General features: G+C 58.1%; 22 protein-coding genes. 21 read left to right on the top strand and 1 reads right to left on the bottom strand.

Annotated features, from left to right (window positions below; translation table 11 throughout):
* The first annotated feature begins 10 nt into the window (after positions 1-10).
* The 21 genes from HMPREF9162_RS12615 to HMPREF9162_RS07730 all read left to right on the top strand — a co-directional run bounded on the left by HMPREF9162_RS12615 (position 11) and on the right by HMPREF9162_RS07730 (position 18,826).
* Positions 11-169, top strand: coding sequence for a hypothetical protein (locus tag HMPREF9162_RS12615; protein WP_156791301.1), 159 nt, complete (start codon positions 11-13; stop codon positions 167-169).
* A gap of 154 nt (positions 170-323) precedes the next feature.
* The gene (locus HMPREF9162_RS07825) at positions 324-1,112 is read left to right on the top strand and encodes an isoprenyl transferase (RefSeq protein WP_009752849.1); all 789 of its coding nucleotides are present in this window, start codon (positions 324-326) and stop codon (positions 1,110-1,112) included.
* A 15-nt stretch (positions 1,113-1,127) separates the two neighbouring features.
* The gene (locus HMPREF9162_RS07820) at positions 1,128-1,949 is read left to right on the top strand and encodes a phosphatidate cytidylyltransferase (protein WP_009752844.1); all 822 of its coding nucleotides are present in this window, start codon (positions 1,128-1,130) and stop codon (positions 1,947-1,949) included.
* A gap of 24 nt (positions 1,950-1,973) precedes the next feature.
* Positions 1,974-3,014 (top strand): RIP metalloprotease RseP, encoded by a 1,041-nt coding sequence (rseP, locus tag HMPREF9162_RS07815; RefSeq protein WP_009438958.1) that lies wholly within the window; start codon positions 1,974-1,976, stop codon positions 3,012-3,014.
* A gap of 8 nt (positions 3,015-3,022) precedes the next feature.
* The gene (gene ispG, locus HMPREF9162_RS07810) at positions 3,023-4,102 is read left to right on the top strand and encodes a flavodoxin-dependent (E)-4-hydroxy-3-methylbut-2-enyl-diphosphate synthase (protein WP_009752810.1); all 1,080 of its coding nucleotides are present in this window, start codon (positions 3,023-3,025) and stop codon (positions 4,100-4,102) included.
* Complete coding sequence (locus HMPREF9162_RS07805) at positions 4,099-5,811, top strand: proline--tRNA ligase (protein WP_009752871.1); 1,713 nt, start codon at positions 4,099-4,101, stop codon at positions 5,809-5,811. The genes ispG and HMPREF9162_RS07805 overlap by 4 nt, the downstream gene beginning before the upstream one ends.
* Positions 5,812-5,917: 106 nt before the next feature.
* Positions 5,918-6,364 carry an Hsp20 family protein gene (locus HMPREF9162_RS07800; protein ID WP_009752864.1) on the top strand — a complete coding sequence of 149 codons (447 nt, stop codon included), beginning with the start codon at positions 5,918-5,920 and terminating at the stop codon, positions 6,362-6,364.
* A 36-nt stretch (positions 6,365-6,400) separates the two neighbouring features.
* Complete coding sequence (locus HMPREF9162_RS07795; RefSeq protein WP_009657941.1) at positions 6,401-7,189, top strand: protein-glutamate O-methyltransferase CheR; 789 nt, start codon at positions 6,401-6,403, stop codon at positions 7,187-7,189.
* Complete coding sequence (locus tag HMPREF9162_RS07790) at positions 7,186-8,100, top strand: AMP-binding protein (RefSeq protein ID WP_009752824.1); 915 nt, start codon at positions 7,186-7,188, stop codon at positions 8,098-8,100. The genes HMPREF9162_RS07795 and HMPREF9162_RS07790 overlap by 4 nt, the downstream gene beginning before the upstream one ends.
* Positions 8,101-8,102: 2 nt before the next feature.
* Positions 8,103-8,816: an orotidine-5'-phosphate decarboxylase gene (gene pyrF, locus HMPREF9162_RS07785; RefSeq protein ID WP_009752894.1), complete on the top strand. Its 714-nt coding sequence runs from the start codon at positions 8,103-8,105 to the stop codon at positions 8,814-8,816.
* On the top strand, positions 8,816-9,391 hold the full coding sequence (gene pyrE, locus HMPREF9162_RS07780) for an orotate phosphoribosyltransferase (protein ID WP_009657931.1): 576 nt from the start codon (positions 8,816-8,818) through the stop codon (positions 9,389-9,391). Before pyrF ends, pyrE begins: the two co-directional genes overlap by 1 nt.
* Before the next feature lie 12 nt (positions 9,392-9,403).
* Positions 9,404-10,096 carry a hypothetical protein gene (locus HMPREF9162_RS07775; RefSeq protein WP_009657938.1) on the top strand — a complete coding sequence of 231 codons (693 nt, stop codon included), beginning with the start codon at positions 9,404-9,406 and terminating at the stop codon, positions 10,094-10,096.
* A 24-nt stretch (positions 10,097-10,120) separates the two neighbouring features.
* Positions 10,121-11,362, top strand: a complete 1,242-nt coding sequence (locus HMPREF9162_RS07770; protein ID WP_009438950.1) for a methionine gamma-lyase family protein — start codon at positions 10,121-10,123, stop codon at positions 11,360-11,362.
* A 44-nt stretch (positions 11,363-11,406) separates the two neighbouring features.
* Positions 11,407-12,399, top strand: a complete 993-nt coding sequence (locus HMPREF9162_RS07765; protein WP_009752858.1) for an aldo/keto reductase — start codon at positions 11,407-11,409, stop codon at positions 12,397-12,399.
* A 239-nt stretch (positions 12,400-12,638) separates the two neighbouring features.
* Positions 12,639-13,256: an ATP-binding cassette domain-containing protein gene (locus HMPREF9162_RS07760; protein WP_009438968.1), complete on the top strand. Its 618-nt coding sequence runs from the start codon at positions 12,639-12,641 to the stop codon at positions 13,254-13,256.
* Positions 13,237-13,893, top strand: coding sequence for a heme exporter protein CcmB (locus tag HMPREF9162_RS07755; RefSeq protein WP_009752845.1), 657 nt, complete (start codon positions 13,237-13,239; stop codon positions 13,891-13,893). Before HMPREF9162_RS07760 ends, HMPREF9162_RS07755 begins: the two co-directional genes overlap by 20 nt.
* A gap of 17 nt (positions 13,894-13,910) precedes the next feature.
* Entirely contained in the window at positions 13,911-14,522 is a 612-nt protein-coding gene (ccsA, locus tag HMPREF9162_RS07750; RefSeq protein WP_009657936.1) for a cytochrome c biogenesis protein, read from the top strand.
* On the top strand, positions 14,519-14,896 hold the full coding sequence (locus HMPREF9162_RS07745; protein ID WP_009752870.1) for a cytochrome c maturation protein CcmE: 378 nt from the start codon (positions 14,519-14,521) through the stop codon (positions 14,894-14,896). The genes ccsA (HMPREF9162_RS07750) and HMPREF9162_RS07745 overlap by 4 nt, the downstream gene beginning before the upstream one ends.
* Complete coding sequence (ccsA, locus tag HMPREF9162_RS07740; RefSeq protein WP_037350428.1) at positions 14,893-17,019, top strand: cytochrome c biogenesis protein CcsA; 2,127 nt, start codon at positions 14,893-14,895, stop codon at positions 17,017-17,019. Before HMPREF9162_RS07745 ends, ccsA (HMPREF9162_RS07740) begins: the two co-directional genes overlap by 4 nt.
* Positions 17,020-17,046: 27 nt before the next feature.
* A complete protein-coding gene (locus tag HMPREF9162_RS07735; RefSeq protein ID WP_009752780.1) occupies positions 17,047-17,529 on the top strand; it encodes a NapC/NirT family cytochrome c in 483 nt (160 codons plus the stop codon).
* Positions 17,522-18,826 (top strand): ammonia-forming cytochrome c nitrite reductase subunit c552, encoded by a 1,305-nt coding sequence (locus tag HMPREF9162_RS07730; protein WP_009752857.1) that lies wholly within the window; start codon positions 17,522-17,524, stop codon positions 18,824-18,826. Before HMPREF9162_RS07735 ends, HMPREF9162_RS07730 begins: the two co-directional genes overlap by 8 nt.
* 68 nt (positions 18,827-18,894) lie before the next feature.
* Here HMPREF9162_RS07730 and HMPREF9162_RS07725 read toward each other — a convergent pair whose 3' ends face one another.
* Positions 18,895-19,692, bottom strand: a complete 798-nt coding sequence (locus HMPREF9162_RS07725; protein ID WP_009752795.1) for a sulfite exporter TauE/SafE family protein — start codon at positions 19,690-19,692, stop codon at positions 18,895-18,897.
* Between the last annotated feature and the right edge of the window lie 147 nt (positions 19,693-19,839).

Raw genomic sequence — 19,839 nt, 5'->3', positions numbered from 1 at the left:
CCGGCCGTCTATGAAGGGCGCCCTTGGGCAGATGTACAAATGGAACTCGATGCCGCAGGAATCTCCTATGCGCTGTGTCAAACGTGCGCGCCCCGGGATTTTTTCAAAACGGATGTACGGCAGCCTTATGTTGTTCGGACACGAGAGCTGCATGGAGTATTCGAAGTGACACTTGCTTTCGCTCCGAAACGAAGTCTTTCACTTGCAGAAGATGATGAGATACGCTGCTAAGCGGAAAAGCATTACCCCTTCCGGCAAAGCCGGAGGGGGATTTTGGCAGTGAGATACAGAGAAGTGGAACCTCTAAGGGGAGACGGAGCGCCATGTGGAAAAAGATTTTTGGCGGTGGGGCAACGGATGCCGCTTCGCACGATACCTCGCCGATATGTGCGGTTCGTTGTGAAAATATGCCGCATCATCTCGCTATTGTTATGGATGGTAATGGTCGCTGGGCAAAGGCGCAGGGGCTTTCACGGTCAGCGGGACATGAGGCGGGCGTGCGCACGCTCAAGCGTATTGTGCGTGCGGCGTCCGATATGGGGATCGAGGTACTCACGGTATATGCGTTTTCAACGGAGAACTGGAAGCGACCTCCGATAGAGGTGGATTTCCTCATGCGTCTCTTTGATTCGTTCCTCCAAAAGGAAATTGAAGAGATGCACCGGGAGAATGTACGGATTCATTTCATAGGGCGACGCGACCGTTTCGGTGATCGATTTCGACGTCGGATGCAGGAAGCAGAGAACCTCATGGCAAATAATACAGGGCTTCGATTTAATGTCGCGGTGAACTACGGCGGTCAGGATGAGATCCTGCGTGCGGCACATAGTCTTGCTGAACGCGTTGCCTCGGGGCAGCTTACCCCGAAGGATATTGATGAGACTGTGTTCTCAAATGAATTGGATACAGCGGGAGATCCGCCCGTTGATCTGTTCATTCGAACGAGCGGGGATCTGCGTTTGAGCAATTTTCTTCTATGGCAGTCTGCCTATGCTGAGTTCTACTTTACGGATACGCTGTGGCCGGATTTTACGCCGGATCACCTTGCGGCGGCAGTGGAGGACTTCGCGGGCAGAACACGCCGATTCGGAGGGCTCACCGCAGAGGATTAGCATAGGAGGCTGTCTTTGATTACACGCATTATTTCCGGTATCGTCGGCATCGGTTTGTCTGCCTATATCATTCAGGAGGGGGGACGAACGTTTGGGATTGCGGCGGCAGTCCTTGCCATGCTCGCTTGGATTGAGTTTACACGGGCATTTTCGCATCGCGGAGGCAACCCAACGCTTTTTACGGGCGTGCTTGGTATCGCCGGGATCCTGTACGGCGCTTTTTATGGGCAGCACGATTTTATTTTGCTTTCCATTATGGCGGCGACGCTGCTTGCCGCGCTTAGCTGTGTGCTCCTGCGTGGGGATGTATCCGTTCCGGACGTTGGGATCTCCATCGCGGGGATCTGCTATATTGGACTGCCGTTTGCGCATCTCATGATGCTGCGGCAGCTCTCAGGGAACCTGTATACGACACCTATTGGAACGTTTGACCTTGGCACGGCGATGGTATGGGTCATGTTTATTGGAACATGGGCCAGTGACAGCTTTGCCTATTTCGCCGGAAATGCGTTTGGCTCCCATAGACTTGCACCTGCAATTAGCCCGAATAAAACAATAGAGGGCTTTGTTGGAGGGCTTCTCGGCACGGTAGGCGTAGTCGTTGGGCTTGGATATTTCCTGCATTTTCCGCTCGAATATATGGCGGGGCTCGGCTGTGCGATCGCGATTCTCGGCACGCTCGGCGATCTTGTGGAATCCATGATGAAACGCCATACGGGCATCAAGGACTCGGGCGCGATCATCCCGGGACACGGCGGCGTATGGGATCGGTTTGACAGCGTGCTGTTTACGGCGCCGCTCGTTTACTATTATACGATTTACTTTGTGCTTCGATAATCACGGCATCATAAAGGAGACCCGATGTTAGAGAAGATTGTTGCAACGATTTTTGTATTTGGACTCTTGGTCTTTGTCCATGAACTGGGACATTTTATTACGGCGAAACTGACGGGGATGCGCGTCGATGAGTTTGCTATCGGTTTTGGACCGCGCCTCGTGAGCTTTCGCTATGGGGAGACAGTTTATTCTATCCGTATTGTACCGCTCGGCGGGTTCAACGATATTGCAGGAATGACGCCCGATGACAACGAGGCGGGGGAGCGCGGCTACTGCCGCAAACCGATTCTGTCGCGCATGTTCGTGATCCTTGCAGGTTCTGCGATGAACCTCATTCTGCCCGTTGTGCTCTTTTTTGGAATTTTCTTCTTTGCGGGGGTACAGACGCCGAATCCCGCGCCGGTGCTCGGCACGGTGCTTGCAGATCAGCCTGCGGCGCAGGCGGGGCTCTTACCGCAGGATCGCATTGTTGCGATTGACGGGAAGCCAATAGATACGTGGCAGTCGATGGTCGAGATGATTCGTGAGAATCAAGGAAATGTGCCGCTCACGATGCAGATCGACCGTGCGGGGCAGGATTTGACCGTCAGTGTGACGCCGCGTTACGATGCGGCGCAGAATCGCGGTTATATCGGCATTGTCAACGCCTTTAACAGTACCTATCCGGGATTTTTACAGTCCCTTACGATGGCGTTTGAGCGCACGGGCATGATCATCGTGATGATGCTCGACGCGCTCTACCGCATCATCCTCGAACTCTCCGGCTCCGAACTGGCGGGACCGATCGGCGTCGCACAGATGGCAGGCGAGGTCGCGGAGATGGGCATTGTGCCGCTGCTGAACTTTGCCGCACTCCTCAGTCTCAACCTTGGCATCATCAATCTGCTGCCGGTACCCGCGCTCGACGGCGGACACTTCCTTACGCTCTGCGTCGAGGCGGTGCGCGGCAAGCCGCTGAGCCCGAAGGTGATGCATTATATTCAAAACGCGGGTGTCGGGCTCATCATCTTGCTCATGCTGCTCGCGATGAAGAATGATGTCGTCCGTATCTTTGCAGGAGGCTGACCGCCCTTATGCTCACATATGAACGCCGAAAGACACGGCAAATAAAAATCGGGAGTATTCCTATCGGCGGCGGTGCCCCCATCTCCGTGCAGTCGATGTGCAATACCAAGACCACGGACACGGAAGCAACCGTACAGCAGATCCGCGAACTTGCGGCGGCGGGCTGTGACATCGTGCGCGTCGCCGTGCCGGATATGGCGGCGGCGCAGAATCTTGGAAATATTATCCGTCAGGTCAAGACGCCGCTCGTTGCGGACATTCACTTCGACTATAAGCTCGCGCTCGAGGCGATGAAGCAGGGCATTGCCGCACTGCGCATCAATCCCGGCAACATTGGCGGGACGGAGCGCGTCAAGAAGGTGGTCGCAGCAGCGCGCGAGGGCAGCATCCCAATTCGCATCGGCGTCAATGCCGGCTCGCTCGACCATAAGATGCTCAAACAATACGGCGGCGTCACGGCAGAGGCACTTGTCGCGTCCGCAATGGAGCATGTGCGTGTCCTTGAGGAACTCGATTTTTACGATATGAAGATCTCGCTCAAGGCGCATGATGTCCCGCTCACTCTTGCGGCATACCGGCTGATGAGCGAGCGCGTAGACTACCCGCTGCATCTCGGTATCACGGAGGCGGGAACGGCGGGGACGGGCATCATCAAGTCTTCGGTCGGCGTCGGCGCGCTTCTCGCGGAGGGCATCGGCGATACGATCCGCATCTCGCTCACGGGCGATCCCGTCGTTGAGGTACGTACGGCGAACGAGATTTTGAAGGCGCTCGGGCTCAAGGAATACGGTCCCACACTCGTCGCCTGTCCGACCTGCGGGCGCACGAGCATCAATCTCGTGGAGATTGCCGAAAAGGTGGAAGAGCGGCTGCGCGGTATGGAGGATCCCATTGAGGTCGCCGTCATGGGGTGCGTCGTCAACGGTCCCGGCGAAGCGCGCGGCGCGGATGTCGGCATCGCGGGCGGCAACGGCGAGGGGCTGATCTTCCGCAAGGGAGAAGTCGTGCGCAAGGTGAACGAAGAGGAACTGCTGTCCGAGCTGTTTAAGGAAATAGACGCGATATTGGAGGAACGCAAGCAATCATGAGAGCAACGAATCTTTATGCGCCGACCCTTAGAAATACACCCGCCGAGGCGGAGATCGCAAGCCACCGGCTCATGTATCGGGCAGGACTCATCCGTAAATCCGCGGGCGGTATGTATACCTATCTGCCTCTGGCGTGGCGCACGCTCCGCAAGATCGAGCAGATCATCCGTGAGGAGATGGATGCGGCGGGCGGTCAGGAGATCATGATGCCGATTCTTCAGCCCGCCGAGCTGTGGGAAGAGAGCGGGCGTTGGGGGGCATACGGCGCGGAGATGATGCGCATCCAGGATCGCCACGAGCGCGCGTTCTGCCTCGGCCCCACACACGAGGAGATGATCACGGCGCTCGTGCGCGACGAACTGCGCTCCTATAAGCAGCTCCCCGTGATGCTCTATCAGATTCAGGATAAATTCCGTGACGAGCGCCGCCCGCGTTTCGGCGTCATGCGCAGCCGAGAGTTCATCATGCAGGATCTCTACTCCTTTGACAAGGACGTTGAGGGAATGCACGAATCCTACCGCAAAATGTACGAGGCGTATACGAATGTCTTTACGCGCTGCGGACTGAACTTCCGCGCGGTGGAGGCGGACTGCGGCGCGATCGGCGGCGGACGTTCCGAGGAGTTCACCGTGCTCGCGCCCGAGGGCGAGTCGCGCATTGCCTGCTGTGATGCATGCAGCTATGCGGCGAGCGATGAGAAGGCGCAGCTGCGTCCCCTCGACGCGCCGGATGAGGCGGAACTTCCCCTTGAGAAGGTCTCGACCCCGCACACGAGCACGATCGCACTGCTCGCGGAGTTCCTCAAGATTCCCGTCGAAAAGACGATCAAGGCGGTAGCGTATCAGACGGAGGAGGACGTGCTCGTCCTCGCCTTCCTGCGCGGCGATCACGAGGTCAACGAGGTGAAACTCGCGAACGCCGTGCCGGGCGCTCGCGAGCTGCGCATGGCGGATGAAGCCGCCATCCGTGCAGCGGGGGAATGCCCCGGTTTTATGAGTCCCATCGGCATCAAGGAGGGGACGCATATCGTCGTTGACGAGACGGCAATGCGGATGAAGAACGCCGTCTCGGGCGCGAACGAACAGGACTATCACTATACGAACGTCAATCCTGTCCGTGATTTTGCCCACGTGACAGTCGCCGATATTCGTCTCGTCGCCGAGGGGGATCTCTGCCCTGCCTGCGGCGAGGGGCATCTCCATATCAGCCGGGGCATTGAGGCGGGACAGATCTTTGCGCTCGGGACGAAGTACAGTGAGGCAATGCAGGCGAACTTCCTCGATGTCGACGGCAAACTCAAGCCCCTGCAGATGGGGTGCTACGGCATCGGTGTCGGGCGTACCATGGCTGCCGCCATTGAGCAGAACCACGACGAGCACGGCATTATTTGGCCGCGCGCGATTGCGCCCTATGAAGTCGTCGTCGTTGCCGTCAATGCAAAGGTGGAAGAACAGCTCGCTTATGCCGAGGAGATCTATGAGGAACTGCGCGCGGCGGGCATCGATGTCCTGCTGGACGACCGCAGGGAACGCGCGGGCGTCAAGTTCAACGACTGCGACCTCATCGGATACCCCGTGCGCATCGCCATCGGTCCGAAGACGATCGAAAACGGCTCGATAGAGGTTAAGCTGCGCCGTACGGGCGAACTTGTGAACTTTGCACGCGATACCTACCTCAAAGGCGTCCGCGATATGCTTGCGGCGCTTTGAGGGCAGAGGGGCACCGCAGTTTTCTGCGGACGTATTGAAAACACCGCATGTAATTGATATAATGATCGTGTCGAAATAAATGTTGACTGACTTGGAGGTGGCTGCTATGATTCGCCCATTGCCGTTCAATTTGAAAGAGAACGCTGAGAAGGGACAAGAGATGCTTGTCAAGGTGCTGGAAGCGATCGTGGATCATTCCTTTAACCCGTTGGATAAGGTCGGCGGCATGATCTTCCCGTTTCGTGTCGATGTGATCGACTGCGAGAACCGCTATGAACTCTTCGCGGAGCTGCCCGGTTTTTCGAAGGCGGCGATACAGGTAACGGTACACGAAGGCGGTCGGCTTAAAATCAGGGCGGAGCGCGATGACACGGACTTTGCCGATGCTAAATTCCTCTGCCGTGAGCGCAAGAAGGGCGTCTTTGAACGCGTTTTCTTCGTGGATGATATTGAGGAAAACGGGATCACGCTGTCGTATGAGAACGGTATCCTGCATGTGATTGTACCCAAGCTCGAGGAGACGAGCAGCTGCCGTGTCTTTACGGTTCAGTGAGAGTGATTCGTGTAGGGGATTTTTGGAGGGAATTGTATGGCCGAAGATCGGGACTGGGAGATTTTTAAGCAGAAATTAAAGGCGAAGACAGAGATCGATCTCGACCTTTATAAAGAACCGCAGATGAAGCGGCGCATCAATAATTTGATCACGCGCGCGGGACATAAATCCTGCACAGAATACTTTGACCATGTGTGTGGAGATAAGGATGAATTTGCGGCATTCATCGAGTATCTGACCATCAACGTGTCGGAGTTTTTCCGCACGCCGGAGAAGTTCAGCAAGCTCGAGACGGATGTCATTCCCGATCTCCTGAAGCGCTCGCCGAAGCTCAACATTTGGAGTGCGGGATGCTCGATTGGGGCAGAGCCGTATTCGCTTGCGATCATCATGAAGGAGATGACGCCGGGAACGAAGCACCGCATCCTTGCATCCGATCTCGACATCGAAATTCTCGCAAAGGCAAAGCGGGGCGTCTACACAGCGGACGAGATCAAGAGCATGGCGCCGGAGCGTCGCCGCAAGTATTTCAACGAGGAAGGGGAGCTCTTTGCCGTAAAGCCGGAGATCAAGAGCATGATCGAATTCAAGCGGCACAATCTCCTGCAGGATAAGTTCGAGACGGGCTTCGACCTCATTCTCTGCCGCAATGTCGTGATCTACTTCACGGATGAGGCAAAGGATCAGCTCTATCGGCATTTCTTTGACGCGCTCAAACCGGGCGGAATTCTCTTTGTCGGTGCGACGGAATCAATCCTGAATTTCCGCAAGATGGGCTATACGAGCTTCCAGCCGTTCTTTTATCAGCGGCCGCTTGAGTCGTGACGGCGGCGGAGCAGCTCGTGCTCCTGCAGCGCCAAATCGCGTGGGCGGCGGAAAAGACGGCGTTTTACCGCGACGCGTTTGCGCGCGCGGGCGTTTGCGCGGGCGATGTGCATACGCCGGCGGATATGAATCGTCTGCCGCTCTTGGAGCGTGCGGCATGGGAAGGGGCGGGCGCCCCTTTTTTCATGCTCGCACTGCCGCTCTCGGGGCTGATGCGCATGAGCCTCTTGCGGGATTCGGCACATGAGCGCGGTATCTTTCATTGCTGTACGCAGGAAGACGTCGCCCGCCGGGTTCGGTCGGCGGCGCAGATGCTTTCGGCGGCGGGGATCAATCGTGCGAGCAACGTGCTTCTCGTCGGAGATTTTACCGACAGCAGAATGCTTGACCTTCAATATGCGCTGGATACACTCGGGGCTATGACCATGCCGATTGGGACGGATGCGTCGGCGGCGGACATCGATCGGATATTAAGCGTCATCGTGCCGGATACCGTCATTGTGTGGGAGAACCTTCTTTCACCTGTCGCGGCAGCATTGCAGGAAAAGCGGATTATGCTGCATCGGCTCGTCACCGTCGGTGCGCGGGTTATGCCGCAGGAGGAAACGCGTGCGATTTCCGGAAATTTTGCGAGAGGGCACGTACATCTCTATACCGACGCCGTACTTGGGGCATTGATCGCGGGCGGTGCGATCGGCGGCATGCGGATTGACGCGGAACAATTTTTTGCAGAAGCCCTCGATGCTGCGGGCGCAGGGCATACGGAGGACGGCGCCGCAGGGGAACTCGTTCTCTCGACGATTGCAGCGGAGGCCATGCCCGTTCTGCGGTATCGTACGGGAAGAGCGGTGCGGTTCGTGCGGCGCGCCGCAAGCGGCAGCACATCTGAATTATACATCACGGAGGGATGAACGTGGCGGACGAGAGACTGATTGCGGCGCTGGACGTTCCGACGCGGGCGGCGGCGGAGCGCCTTGTCACGCGTTTGGGGAGCAGCGTCGGATACTATAAGGTCGGCATGGAGCTTTTCTATGCGCTTGGCGGGGAGATTGTCACATGGCTGAAGGAACGCGATAAGAAGGTTTTTCTCGACCTCAAGCTCCACGATATTCCGAATACGGCGGCGCAGGGGCTTTGCTCGCTCCTGCGCCTGCGTCCGGATCTGCTCAACGTCCACACGGCGGGCGGCCTGCGCATGATGCGAACGGCTGCCGAAGCCCTGGGCAGGGCTTCGGAGGAGCAGGGCGTACCATGCCCGAAGCTCATCGGCGTGACCGTACTCACGAGTATGGACGCTGCGGATTGGACGGGACTTGGACATGTGGGCACGATTGAGGAAGCGGTGCTTCGCCGTGCGCAGCTTGCGCAGGAGGCGGGACTCGACGGTGTTGTGGCATCGCCGCAGGAAACGGCGCGTATTCGGCGTGCATGCGGGGCCGGTTTTCTCATCGTGACGCCGGGCATCCGTCCCGCAGGCGTATCGAATGACGATCAGCGGCGCGTGACGACGCCGGCGGAGGCGATCCACGCGGGAGCCTCGCATATCGTCGTGGGGCGTGCGATCTCAGGCGCGCAGGATCCGCGCGCGGCGGCGGAGCATATTTTACGAGAGATGGAGGAAGCATGATGACGCAAGAGGAAGTACGCGGCCTGCTGCTCGAAACGGGCGCGATTATGGAGGGACATTTTCTCCTGACATCGGGACGGCACAGCGCGCAGTATGTGGAGAAATTCAACGTGCTGCAGCATCCGCTGCATACGCAGCATCTCTGCGAAGCGATGGCGGAGAAGTTCAAAAACGCCGGGATAGAGACCGTGGTCGGCCCCATGACGGGCGGCATCCTGCTTGCGCATGAAACGGGCAAGGCGCTCGGTACGCGTGCGATCTTCACGGAGCGTGTGGCGGGGCGCATGACGTTCCGCCGCGGCTTTACACTCCGTCCGGGAGAGCGTGTGCTCATCGTTGAGGACATCGTGACGACGGGCGGATCCATTAAAGAGGTCATTGATGTTGTAAAGTCTCTCGGCGCCGTTCCGGTCGCCGTCTCTATGCTGGTTGACCGCAGCGGAGGCAAGGCGGACTTCGGCGATGTGCCGAAAACGGCGCTCCTCACGATGGACGTGGAGAGCTATGCGCCCGAGGAATGCCCGCTTTGCAGAGAGGATGTTCCCATGACCAAGCGCGGACGCACGGGGAAATAGGGCAGCAGACGGATGGCAGATTCATACACGGAGAAGGTGGACGCCGCTCTTGCGGATTGGCCGAAATTACAGGAGCTCCCGCAGGAAATCGCGGGCTTCCGACGCAGCTGTGAGCGGAGGCAAGAGGACGCGCAGTATGAGTTCTTTCGCTATGATCATGCAGATCTGCACCGTGCCGCGATCGGATTTTACGATGCAGTGACCGATTCGTATAAACTGCGCGTGCAGATCGGCGTTGTGAGCTATGCGTTGCCGTCCTTCGTCTGTAAGGAACTGGGGCGCTTTGGGGACGAGCTGGATGTCTATCTGCCGCGCGTGATGGAGGATCTTCTCGCAGAAACGCTGCATACACAGGAGCTGCAGACGATCTGTGATGCGGTTCTCGCGTGGGAGTATGGAGCGGCGCTGCCGGAGGAATGCGAGGGCTTTGTGCTCTTTATTCGTCCCAAATCCCCTGCGGCACTGACGAACGGCTCCTATCTCGTCATTGACTATGTAGACTTTTCGCAGGAGAGCGACGTCGGCATTTACTACAATTTTTATCGCGATGAGTTTTTTTGCGAGTATCATATCTGGGGTATGCCGTACGTCAGTTATGATTTTGACGCGGTGGATCTCGAAGAGTTGGAACAGCGGCTCAAGCTGTACCTGGTGCGCTATCTAAAGATGGTGGCGGCGGAGGCGGCAAAAGGACGCCCCGCATAATGTTTTTGTGAAAGAGAGGAAGACGTGCAGAAAGAGCAGTTGCAGTCACTGCGCGGCGATGTACTCAGGCGTGCGGAGGAGCAGTTCCTACGCATCGACGGCATTGCGGAGTATAATACGAAAAAGGTGCTCGACGCCATGCGTGAATGCCGTGTGTCGGATGCGCATTTTGGGGTGAGCTTCGGCTATGCATACAGCGATCTCGGGCGGGAGAAGCTGGACGAGCTCTATGCGCGTGTATTCGGTGCAGAGCGCGCTCTCGTGCGGACACAGTTTGTCTCGGGAACACATGCGCTCGCCACTGTGCTGTTCGGACTCCTGCGTCCCGGAGACGGGCTTGTCTCCATTACGGGAACGCCCTATGATACCATGCAGACGGTCATCGGTTATGCGCACGAGAGCACCGGATCGCTGAAGGAATTTGGCATCAAATACGACGAACTCCCCATGCAGGACAGCGGCGTTGACCTTGCAGGAATTTCCCGTGTAATTACGCCCGAGACGAAGGTGGCGCTCATTCAGCGCTCACGCGGGTACAGCGAGCGCCGCCCGCTCAGCATCGCGGACATCCGGGAGATCACTGCGCGCGTGAAAGCGGCGAATCCCGGATGTATCTGTTTCGTGGACAACTGCTACGGCGAATTCGTTGATACCTCTGAGCCGACTGACGTGGAGACCGTCGACATCATGGCAGGATCGCTCATCAAAAATCCCGGCGGCGGACTTGCGCCGACGGGCGGTTATATCGCAGGACGAAGCGACCTTGTGGAAGCTGCTTCCTATCGTCTCACCGCGCCCGGCATGGGGGATGAGCTCGGGGCGAGTCTCACATCGAATCGACTGATCTTTCAAGGGCTGTTTCTCGCACCGCATATTGTGGCGCAGGCGCTCAAGGGCGCAGTCTTTGCCGCTGGGATCTTTGAGGGCTTGGGGTTTCGGACATTTCCCAGCTTTATGGAGGAACGCGGCGACATCATTCAGGCGGTCATCCTTGGAGATGCGGAGCGGATGAAGGCATTTGCACGCGCGATACAGGCAACGTCACCCGTAGATTCGTTCGCTGCGCCCGAGCCGTGGGATATGCCCGGCTACGCCGATCAGATCATCATGGCGGCAGGGACATTTGTACAGGGGGCATCCATTGAGTTGAGCGCGGACGGTCCGATGCGCGCGCCGTACTGCATTTATTTGCAGGGCGGTCTGACCTTCGAACACGCGGCACTCGCCGTGATGGCGGCAGCGGAGGCGGTTACGGCATCGTTATGATTTGACGGGCGAAGTGTACCGTTATTATATCGGGGGGAACACAGATGAATTATCGTCAATTAGGAAATCTCACCGTCTCGTCAGTAGGGCTTGGGTGCATGGGGATGAGCCATGCGTACGGTGCGCCCGCAGATAAGAAGGAGATGCATGCGCTGATTGCCGCGGCAGTCGACATGGGGATCACTCATTTCGATACGGCGGAGGTCTACGGTTCGCCCGACGATCCGCATGACAATGAGCGTCTCGTCGGTGCGGCGCTCGCGCCCTATCGGGAAAAGGCCGTCATTGCGACGAAGTTCGGCGTCTCGTTCGATATGTCGCTGCTCAAACAGGGGCGCAGCCCAATCGTGACGGATGCGCGTCCGGAGGTAATTCGTTCCTCTGTGGAGGGCTCACTGCGCCGGCTGGGCACGGATTACATCGATCTCTACTATCAGCACCGCGTTGATCCCCAAATTCCCGTCGAGGAGGTTGCGGGCGTCATGGGAGAGCTCATCCGGGAGGGTAAGATTCTCCACTGGGGCATCTCCGAGGCGACGGAGGAGGATATTCGCCGCGCACATGCGGTCTGTCCCTTGACGGCGGTGCAGAACCGCTACTCCATGATGGCGCGCGGCTATGAAAAGCTGTTCCCTGTGCTCGAGGAACTGAATATCGGCTTTGTCGCTTTTTCACCGTTTGCGAACGGCGTCCTCACCGGGGCATACGGCAAGGGTGATGCGTTCGATGCAAAGAACGACATGCGTGCGCGGATGCCGCAGTTTACACCCGAAGCGATGGAAGAGAATGTGGCGCTGCTCGAGCTCCTGCGCGGATTTGCGGAGGAAAAGGGCGCGACGAGCGGGCAGATCGCACTTGCGTGGATGCTCTGCAAGAAGCCGTACATCGCGCCGATCCCTGGGACGAGGAAGATCGTGCGTCTCAAGGAAAACGCGGGGGCTGCCGACATTGCACTCTCTGCCGCCGAGGTTGCGGCAATTGACGAGAAACTTTCCGATATGCCGATGTCTGCCGTGTTTGGAGGATCGGGGTCATAAGTGTTCAATAACAACCGGGCTGCCGTACTTGCATATAAAATGTAAGTACGGCAGCCCGGTTTTTCTCTATAGGAAACCTTTTCATACGGTATAGAAATTCCTCATGCGATTTCTTTATTCATGAATGATGTTCAATATTGATATAGTCTATAACTATAGAAGTAAACTATATAAAAGAAGTATTTCATTTTTTTTCAAAAATGTGCTAGAATAAATTAAAGTTATGGAAGGAATAGATCATGATTGAGATCCGATTCGAGGGAGTTGGTCAGGTATTTGACGGTCGACAGGTATTAGGCAATCTGACCTGCGTCGTTCGCGGCGGGCAGATCACAGCGGTTGCGGGAGCGAACGGCAGCGGGAAATCGACGCTGCTTCGTCTCGCGGCACGGCTCATGCTCCCGACGTCCGGGACGGTGACAACGCTCCGTGACGGCGTGGCGGTGCGCGGGGCGGCGTACCGCGCGATGCTCGGCATGGCAACGCCGGAGATGGAACTCTACACGCGTCTCACGGTGCGGGAGAATCTTTCGTTCCTGCTCGGGGTGCGCGGCGTGCCACATGAAGAAGAGGTATTACACGAGCTCTTGGAGCGTGTCGGGCTTTCCCCGGACATTTTGCCGCGCACGGCGGGGCAGCTCTCGACGGGGATGCGCCAGCGTGTGCGGCTCGCCGTACTCTTCGGCAGTGACGCCGCGGTGTGGCTGCTTGATGAGCCGGGGCTCGCGCTCGACGACGCGGGACGCGCACTGCTCGGCGCCGAGGTACGGCGGGCAACGGAGCGCGGACGGCTCGTTCTCTGGGCGACGAATGACCGCGAGGAGAAGGAGGCAGCAGATGCGTGCATCGAGCTTTGATGCGGCGTGCCGCGTCGCCTATAAGGAACTCCTCGACGGTGTGCGCCACCGCGCCGGCTATGTGACGATGGGGATGTTCGCGCTGACCGTGATTGCGTTCATGAGTATGTCGCTTGCGGGGGATATGCCGGATGCGCGGCAGGCGGCGACGCTCTACTGGATCGTGCTCTTCTTCGCGGCGACACTGCAGGGGGAACGGCTCTTTGCGGAGGAAGCGGCGGCGGGAACGCTGCTCTTCCTGCGGATCTACGTTCCGGCACAGGCGGTGCTGTTTGGAAAGATGGCGGCGCATCTTATCACACTGCTCGTTCTATCTGTCCTTGTGATGCCGCTGGTCATTGTTCTGATGGACGCGATGTTCATGCTCGATGCAGCGTTTCTCGTTGTTCTCATTCTCGCACTTTGGGGGATGGCGGCGGCGGATACATTGCTTGCGGCAGTCGCGTCGTCTGCCAGCGTACGCGGAGGACTCGTCCCCGTGCTGCTGCTGCCGTCGATGCTGCCGATCCTCCTGCCAGCGATTGCGGTCACGGCGGGATCGACTGAGACATCGCTGTTCGGCGGGATTTTACTTTATGATTTGGTGCTTACGGTAGGGGCGTCGATCCTGTTTGATGCTCTGTGGATCGAGTCGTGAGGAAGGAGGAGAACCGTATGTTGCTCGGCGCAATCGGTGTTTTGACACTCGCGGCGCTTTACACGATATTTTTTGTCGTTCCTCCTGCCGAGGGGCTCGGAGAATATGTGCGCATCGCGTTCTTTCACATTCCCGTGGCGTGGGTCTCGGTCATCGCGTTCTTTTACGCGGCGTATCGCGGCGGTCGCTATCTGCGGACACGCGATCTCGCGCACGATGCGGCGAGCGCACGCTCGGCGGTGCTTGGTCTCGTCTTTACGCTGCTCGCGACGGGGAGCGGAGCGATTTTTTCAAAACTTACATGGGGGGCATATTGGAACTGGGATCCGCGGCAGACAACCATCTTTGTCCTGCTCCTCATCTACGGCGCGTATGCGACGCTGCGCATGACCATGCGCGATGAGCGCGCACGGGCGTCCGCGTCGGCGGTCTATGCACTCTTTTCCTTTATCTCCGTTCCGTTCCTCGTCTTTATCCTGCCGCGCATGTTCTTCTCGCTGCATCCGTCGCCCGTCATCAACGGCGCGGGACGGCTTGATATGGATACCGTCATGCTGGGGACGCTCTTGCTCTCCCTGCTCGACGCAACCCTCGTTTACGTTTGGCTGATGAAACGGAGGCTCACATGAAACGCACCTATCTCTTTATCGGATTAATTCTTGGTTTTATCGGATATGCGGGCTATTTCTTCGCGGACTCCGTGACCCCCTATGTCGGTATCGCGCAGGCGCGGGCGGCAACGCGCAGCGTGCAGGTCAAGGGGCTGCCGGATAAATCGGTTGCGGCACATATGGAGGATGACGCGTTTGTGTTCTCCATCGCCGACGAGGATACCGGCGAGACGATGCTCGTTCGCTACAAGGGCATCAAGCCCGACACTTTCGACGAGGCGTATCATATCGTCGCCGTCGGCAAATATGCGGACGGTACGTTCAACGCGGATAAACTTCTCATCAAATGCCCGTCGAAGTACGAGTCGCAGAAGGGCAAGGTCACCGTATGATCGGAACCGTCTTTCTCGGCGCTGTTCTCCTTTTCTCCCTCGGCGCTGTGGTCTGCGAGCTGCAGGAGAAACGGAGCGAGGGCGATATTTGTGCCTATCTGGCGGGGGTCGCGTCGCTCGGGGCGGCGGCAGCGCTCTTTGCCGCGATCCTCACGGATGACTTCGGCTATGCCTACGTCGTTAGCTACTCGTCTATCGAGCTGCCGCTGCTCTATAAAATCTCGGCCTTTTGGGCTGGACAGCAGGGATCGTTTCTCCTATGGCTTGTCATTCATGCGCTCGTCGGCGCACTGCTTGTGCGCCGCAGTGCGATGGGGCGGGCGGGACGCATCGTCTATCAGTTGCTCACGGCGCTCCTTGTGTTCCTCGTTTTGATCAAAAGCCCCTTCGCGTATGCGGAGACGATCGTGCCGGACGGCAACGGGATGAACCCGCTGCTGCAAGACCCATGGATGGCAGTGCACCCGCCGATCATCTTCATGGGCTACGCGCTGCTCGCCGTGCCGTTTGCCTACGCGCTTGAGAGCATGATCGCGGCGCCTTTAGACGGCAAGTTCCTTGCGCCGATGCGCCGCTGGGCGCTCGTTGCATGGGCGTTCCTCGGCGCAGGCATCTTCATCGGCGGCTACTGGGCGTACAAGGTGCTCGGCTGGGGCGGCTACTGGGGCTGGGATCCCGTGGAGAACTCCTCCCTCGTGCCGTGGCTGCTCTCCTGTGTACTCATTCATCTGATCTCTGTGGCGCGTGCGCGGCGGGGCGCATACTACCTCGTCCACCTCGCGGCGATATTCTCCTACGCGTTCGTGCTCTACGGCACGTTCCTCACGCGCAGCGGCATCCTCGGCGATTTCTCCGTGCACTCGTTTGCAGGCTCTGACATCGGGTTCTACATCGCCATTGCCAACGGGCTTGTGCTCCTCGCGGGACTGGGGATTCTCGCCGCGCGGATTGAGCGCCTGCCGAAGGGCGATGTCTACGGAACGCACAAGAGCCGTGCGTTCTTCACACTCCTCGGGATGCTGCTCATCGTATTCATCACGGCGGTCGTATTCTTCGGCATGTCGATGCCGCTCATCTCGGGACTGATCGGCGAGAGCGCGGCGGTGGATACGAGCTACTATGTGCGGACGTCGCTGCCGATCGCGGTCGTGCTCGCGCTGCTCATGGGATTTGGGGTTCTGCTTCCTCATGCGGAGGGGCGTGTCGTTCGACCCGTTTGGATCTTCGTCGTTACCGTGCTCGGCGGCATTGCCGCGGGACTTGCGGGCGTTACGGAGATTGCGCCGATCTTCCTCGCCGCGTTCGGGAGCTTTGCCGCGGCGGCGGCGGTTGCGGCGTTTCTAAGTCGCCGACTCGGAGGCGGCGGTCTCCTCGCCCATGCGGGGGCGGGGCTTGCGCTCCTCGCCTTCGTCCTTTCGGGCAGCGGCAGTCAAACGACGACCGTGACGCTTACGCCCGATGAGCCGCAGGAACTCTACGGACACACAGTCGTCTATCGCGGGCAGGCGTTCGCGGAGAGCGGCAAGGAAAAGTCCTATCGCTACGAGGTGGACGGCGCGGCGTGCGAAGCGGTGACAAAGCTCCGTGCGAACGGCGAGGATGCGGCGAGAGAGCCGGCGATCGCGCGGACGCTCCTCGGTGACATCTATATCGCGCCGACGCCGACCTCGGCGGAGCGCGGCGAGATGATCCTGCACCGCAATCAGACCGCGATGGGTGTGGACGACTATGCCTTCCGATTTGAGAACATCGCCTATGAGCCGCAGGGCGGCGGCAAGACGCTCGTCACGGCGGATGTCGCCGTGACGGACGGCGAGACGGTCGAGACGGCGCAGCCGAGCATCCTTGCCACGGAGCGCGGCGGCACCTCGCAGCCCGTGGAGGTCATGGGCGGAAAGTTCCGGATCCGCCTCACGGGGGTCTCGGGAGACGATCGTGATATCCGTCTCGAACTCCTGCCCTCTGTGGATGAGGAAGCGGCGCTGCCGGTTGCCGCATCGGTCAGCACGAAGCCCGGAATATCGCTCCTCTGGCTCGCCTGCGTTCTCGTCGTTCTCGGCGGACTTACAGCGGCACGGCGGATGCCGCAGGGCAAAGGAGGTGGATCGGAACGTGAGTTTTAGGAATATTTCAGAAGGGAGGAAGGAAACATGAATCTAAAGCAGCTTTTGGAACGGCACACGCTGCGCTGCATCGGCGGCGGATTTGTACTGGCGCTCATTGTCGTTGCCGGCGGGATGCTCATGGACAAAGCGTCGGCATCGCCCGTATTCTGCGGCATGTGTCATGCGATGCAGCATGAGTCCGCGACGCACGCCGTGTCCTCGCACCAAAAGATTGCCTGTGTGGAGTGTCATCTGCCGCACGACAACGTCGTCGTCTACTACTTTGAAAAAGGAAAGACGGGGATGCACGACACGCTCCATCAGGTGCTCGACGATTATCCCGTCCACATTAAGATCTCGGATCACGGTCGGGACATCGTGAATGACAACTGCCTGCGCTGCCATACCGCAACCATGAGCGCCGTATGTGTGGACAAGGGCAAAGACGGCAGTGCGACCTGTACGAAGTGTCACAGCAGCATTGCGCATGGTTCCAATCCTTTGGAAGGAGGGATAAGAGTTGAGTAGCAAACAGAAAATCATCGCGGGGGTTGCCGGCGTCTGCGCCCTGTTCTTTGGATTCGTTGCCGTTCGTATCGGCGCGCAGCCGAACGATGCGAGTATGAAACTCGTCCAAATTTCCAAGGAGAACAACGCGCAGATTGGCAAAGAGGCGTACAAGGATGCCTACCCGCTGCAGTACAACTCGTTCATGAAGAACAACATCGAGTCTCCGTCGCCCACAGGATACGGCGGCAGCATGGAAGGGAACTCGCATCTCGAACATCAGCCCGAGATGCTGGAGAATTTTAAGGGATATAAATTCTCCATCCAGTATGACGACGACCGCGGTCATACCTATGCGGGCTACGACCTCCTGCATACGAAGCGTCTGCCGGGGCAGAAGGGCAGCTGTATCGTCTGCAAGGGCTCCTATATGTATGACGTCTGCTTCAAGGAGGACGGCTGGGCGTTTGCCTCCAAGCCGTTCATGGAAGTTGCGGAGAATATCTCGGACGATCAGTGGTTCGGATGCTCGACCTGCCACGATCCTGACACGATGGAGCTGCGCGTCTATCAGCAGGGATTCATCGAGTCCATGGCACGGCGCGGCATCGACGTGAACGCCGCGAGCCACAACGAGATGCGCGCCTACGTTTGCGGACAGTGCCATACGGAGTATTACTTCACGGCTGAGGACGGCCGCGTGGCGCATCCCTATGAGAACGGTTTTGATGCCGAGGACGAGTACCGCTACTATCAGTCGGGGCAAGCGGGCGGATTCAAGGGCGACTGGCTGCATCCGGACTCCAAGACGATGATGCTTAAGGCGCAGCATCCGGACTTCGAGTCGTGGGCAACGAGCGTTCATGCGGACGCGGGCGTCACTTGCGTGGACTGCCATATGCCGTATATGCGTGACGACGGCAAGAAGTACACTTCGCACTGGATGACGAGTCCGCTCAAGACGACGAAGGAGTCCTGTCTCAAGTGTCACGACGAGAGCGAAGAGACGCTCGTCGCGCGTGTCAAGACCATTCACGACAACACGTTCCGGCTCCAGCGCATCGCGGGACAGACCGTCGCAAAGGCACATCTCACGATCAAAGCCGCGATGGAAGCGGGTGTTCCCGACGCTGCGCTTGAGGATGCACGGGCAAAAGTACGCGAAGCACAGTGGTACTGGGATTGGGTCGCAGCAGAGAACGGTGTCGGCTTCCACAACCCGGACAAGATGACGCGTACCGCAGGTCTCGCCATCGATCTCGCCCATCAGGCGATCGAGTCGGCAGAAGCCGCACGCTACGGATTCCAACCACTCTGAGAGCAGTTTAAGGCACAAAAAAGAATCGCTTCGGCGTATCTTTTTTTTGTGCGGTCAAATCATCTCACTCAAATCATGCCGCTCATCCAAATGAGCCGCAGCCCGAGCGCGAACATTGCGGCGGCAAGCAGGGTGAGAATCATCTTGGACTTTGCCTTCCGCGAGAGCGCCGCGCCAATCTGCGCACCGACTGCCGCACCGATCGAGATGCATATGGCGGGCGTCCAAATTACATGACCGAGCCACACATGACTGATCACACCGAATGCAGCGGAGGCGGCAAGGACGAAATGCGAAGTTGCCGTCGCCGCGTGCACGGGGAAATTCAGCAGATAGACCATCAGCGGCACATGAATCACGCCGCCGCCGATGCCAAAAATACTTGATAGGAATCCAACGCCAAGACTTGAACCGATACCAAGCGAGCGATTGAAGGTAAAATTGGCAGGCAGCTCATGCACATCCACATGCGTCTTGTGCGTCGCATTCCAATACATCATGCACGCCATGATGAGCAGGAACGCTCCGAATGAAACGTAGAGCATCGGCCCCGTAAAATCGTCCACAATGTACGAGCCGAGGAAGGCACCGGGGAGTGTTGCAAGAGCAAACGGCACGGCGGCAGGGAAGTAGACCCTCTTTTGCCGTATATACGCTGCCGTTCCTGAGAGCGCATTCGCAAGGACGATCACGAGCGACGTTCCTGTAATTTGTGCTGCCGTGTGAAAATACGGATAGATCCCCCCGTCCGACAGGAAAAAGATGAAAATCGGCACACAGATGAGGCCCCCGCCGATGCCGACAAGCGTCCCGAACGTCCCGACAAATACCCCGAGGATAAGAAAGAGCAGAATATCAATCCCCATAAGAAAACCCTCCCAAAACATTGATGCTATTGACCATTATAGCACATAGGAATCGTTAGACAAGAGGACTTTCTTATGATAAAATAAAGCGGAAGGAGTCGATTTCGTATTGATATGTATTTTCATTCAGCGTGCTTCTTCAAAAGT

The organism is Selenomonas sp. oral taxon 137 str. F0430 (assembly GCF_000183625.1).
Lineage (GTDB): Bacteria > Bacillota > Negativicutes > Selenomonadales > Selenomonadaceae > Centipeda > Centipeda artemidis.
The sequence above is the reverse complement of the archived record's forward strand: the minus strand, read 5'-3'. Positions and strand labels throughout refer to the sequence as shown.

What these genes read in the sequence shown, in the direction of transcription:
- HMPREF9162_RS12615 (WP_156791301.1), top strand. Translation starts at nt 11, where the DNA reads ATGAAGGGCGCCCTTGGGCAGATGTACAAATGGAACTCGATGCCGCAG.
- HMPREF9162_RS07825 (WP_009752849.1), top strand. Translation starts at nt 324, where the DNA reads ATGTGGAAAAAGATTTTTGGCGGTGGGGCAACGGATGCCGCTTCGCAC.
- rseP (WP_009438958.1), top strand. Translation starts at nt 1,974, where the DNA reads ATGTTAGAGAAGATTGTTGCAACGATTTTTGTATTTGGACTCTTGGTC.
- ispG (WP_009752810.1), top strand. Translation starts at nt 3,023, where the DNA reads ATGCTCACATATGAACGCCGAAAGACACGGCAAATAAAAATCGGGAGT.
- HMPREF9162_RS07805 (WP_009752871.1), top strand. Translation starts at nt 4,099, where the DNA reads ATGAGAGCAACGAATCTTTATGCGCCGACCCTTAGAAATACACCCGCC.
- HMPREF9162_RS07800 (WP_009752864.1), top strand. Translation starts at nt 5,918, where the DNA reads ATGATTCGCCCATTGCCGTTCAATTTGAAAGAGAACGCTGAGAAGGGA.
- HMPREF9162_RS07795 (WP_009657941.1), top strand. Translation starts at nt 6,401, where the DNA reads ATGGCCGAAGATCGGGACTGGGAGATTTTTAAGCAGAAATTAAAGGCG.
- pyrE (WP_009657931.1), top strand. Translation starts at nt 8,816, where the DNA reads ATGACGCAAGAGGAAGTACGCGGCCTGCTGCTCGAAACGGGCGCGATT.
- HMPREF9162_RS07775 (WP_009657938.1), top strand. Translation starts at nt 9,404, where the DNA reads ATGGCAGATTCATACACGGAGAAGGTGGACGCCGCTCTTGCGGATTGG.
- HMPREF9162_RS07765 (WP_009752858.1), top strand. Translation starts at nt 11,407, where the DNA reads ATGAATTATCGTCAATTAGGAAATCTCACCGTCTCGTCAGTAGGGCTT.
- HMPREF9162_RS07760 (WP_009438968.1), top strand. Translation starts at nt 12,639, where the DNA reads ATGATTGAGATCCGATTCGAGGGAGTTGGTCAGGTATTTGACGGTCGA.
- HMPREF9162_RS07755 (WP_009752845.1), top strand. Translation starts at nt 13,237, where the DNA reads ATGCGTGCATCGAGCTTTGATGCGGCGTGCCGCGTCGCCTATAAGGAA.
- ccsA (WP_009657936.1), top strand. Translation starts at nt 13,911, where the DNA reads ATGTTGCTCGGCGCAATCGGTGTTTTGACACTCGCGGCGCTTTACACG.
- HMPREF9162_RS07745 (WP_009752870.1), top strand. Translation starts at nt 14,519, where the DNA reads ATGAAACGCACCTATCTCTTTATCGGATTAATTCTTGGTTTTATCGGA.
- ccsA (WP_037350428.1), top strand. Translation starts at nt 14,893, where the DNA reads ATGATCGGAACCGTCTTTCTCGGCGCTGTTCTCCTTTTCTCCCTCGGC.
- HMPREF9162_RS07735 (WP_009752780.1), top strand. Translation starts at nt 17,047, where the DNA reads ATGAATCTAAAGCAGCTTTTGGAACGGCACACGCTGCGCTGCATCGGC.
- HMPREF9162_RS07725 (WP_009752795.1), bottom strand. Translation starts at nt 19,692, where the DNA reads ATGGGGATTGATATTCTGCTCTTTCTTATCCTCGGGGTATTTGTCGGG.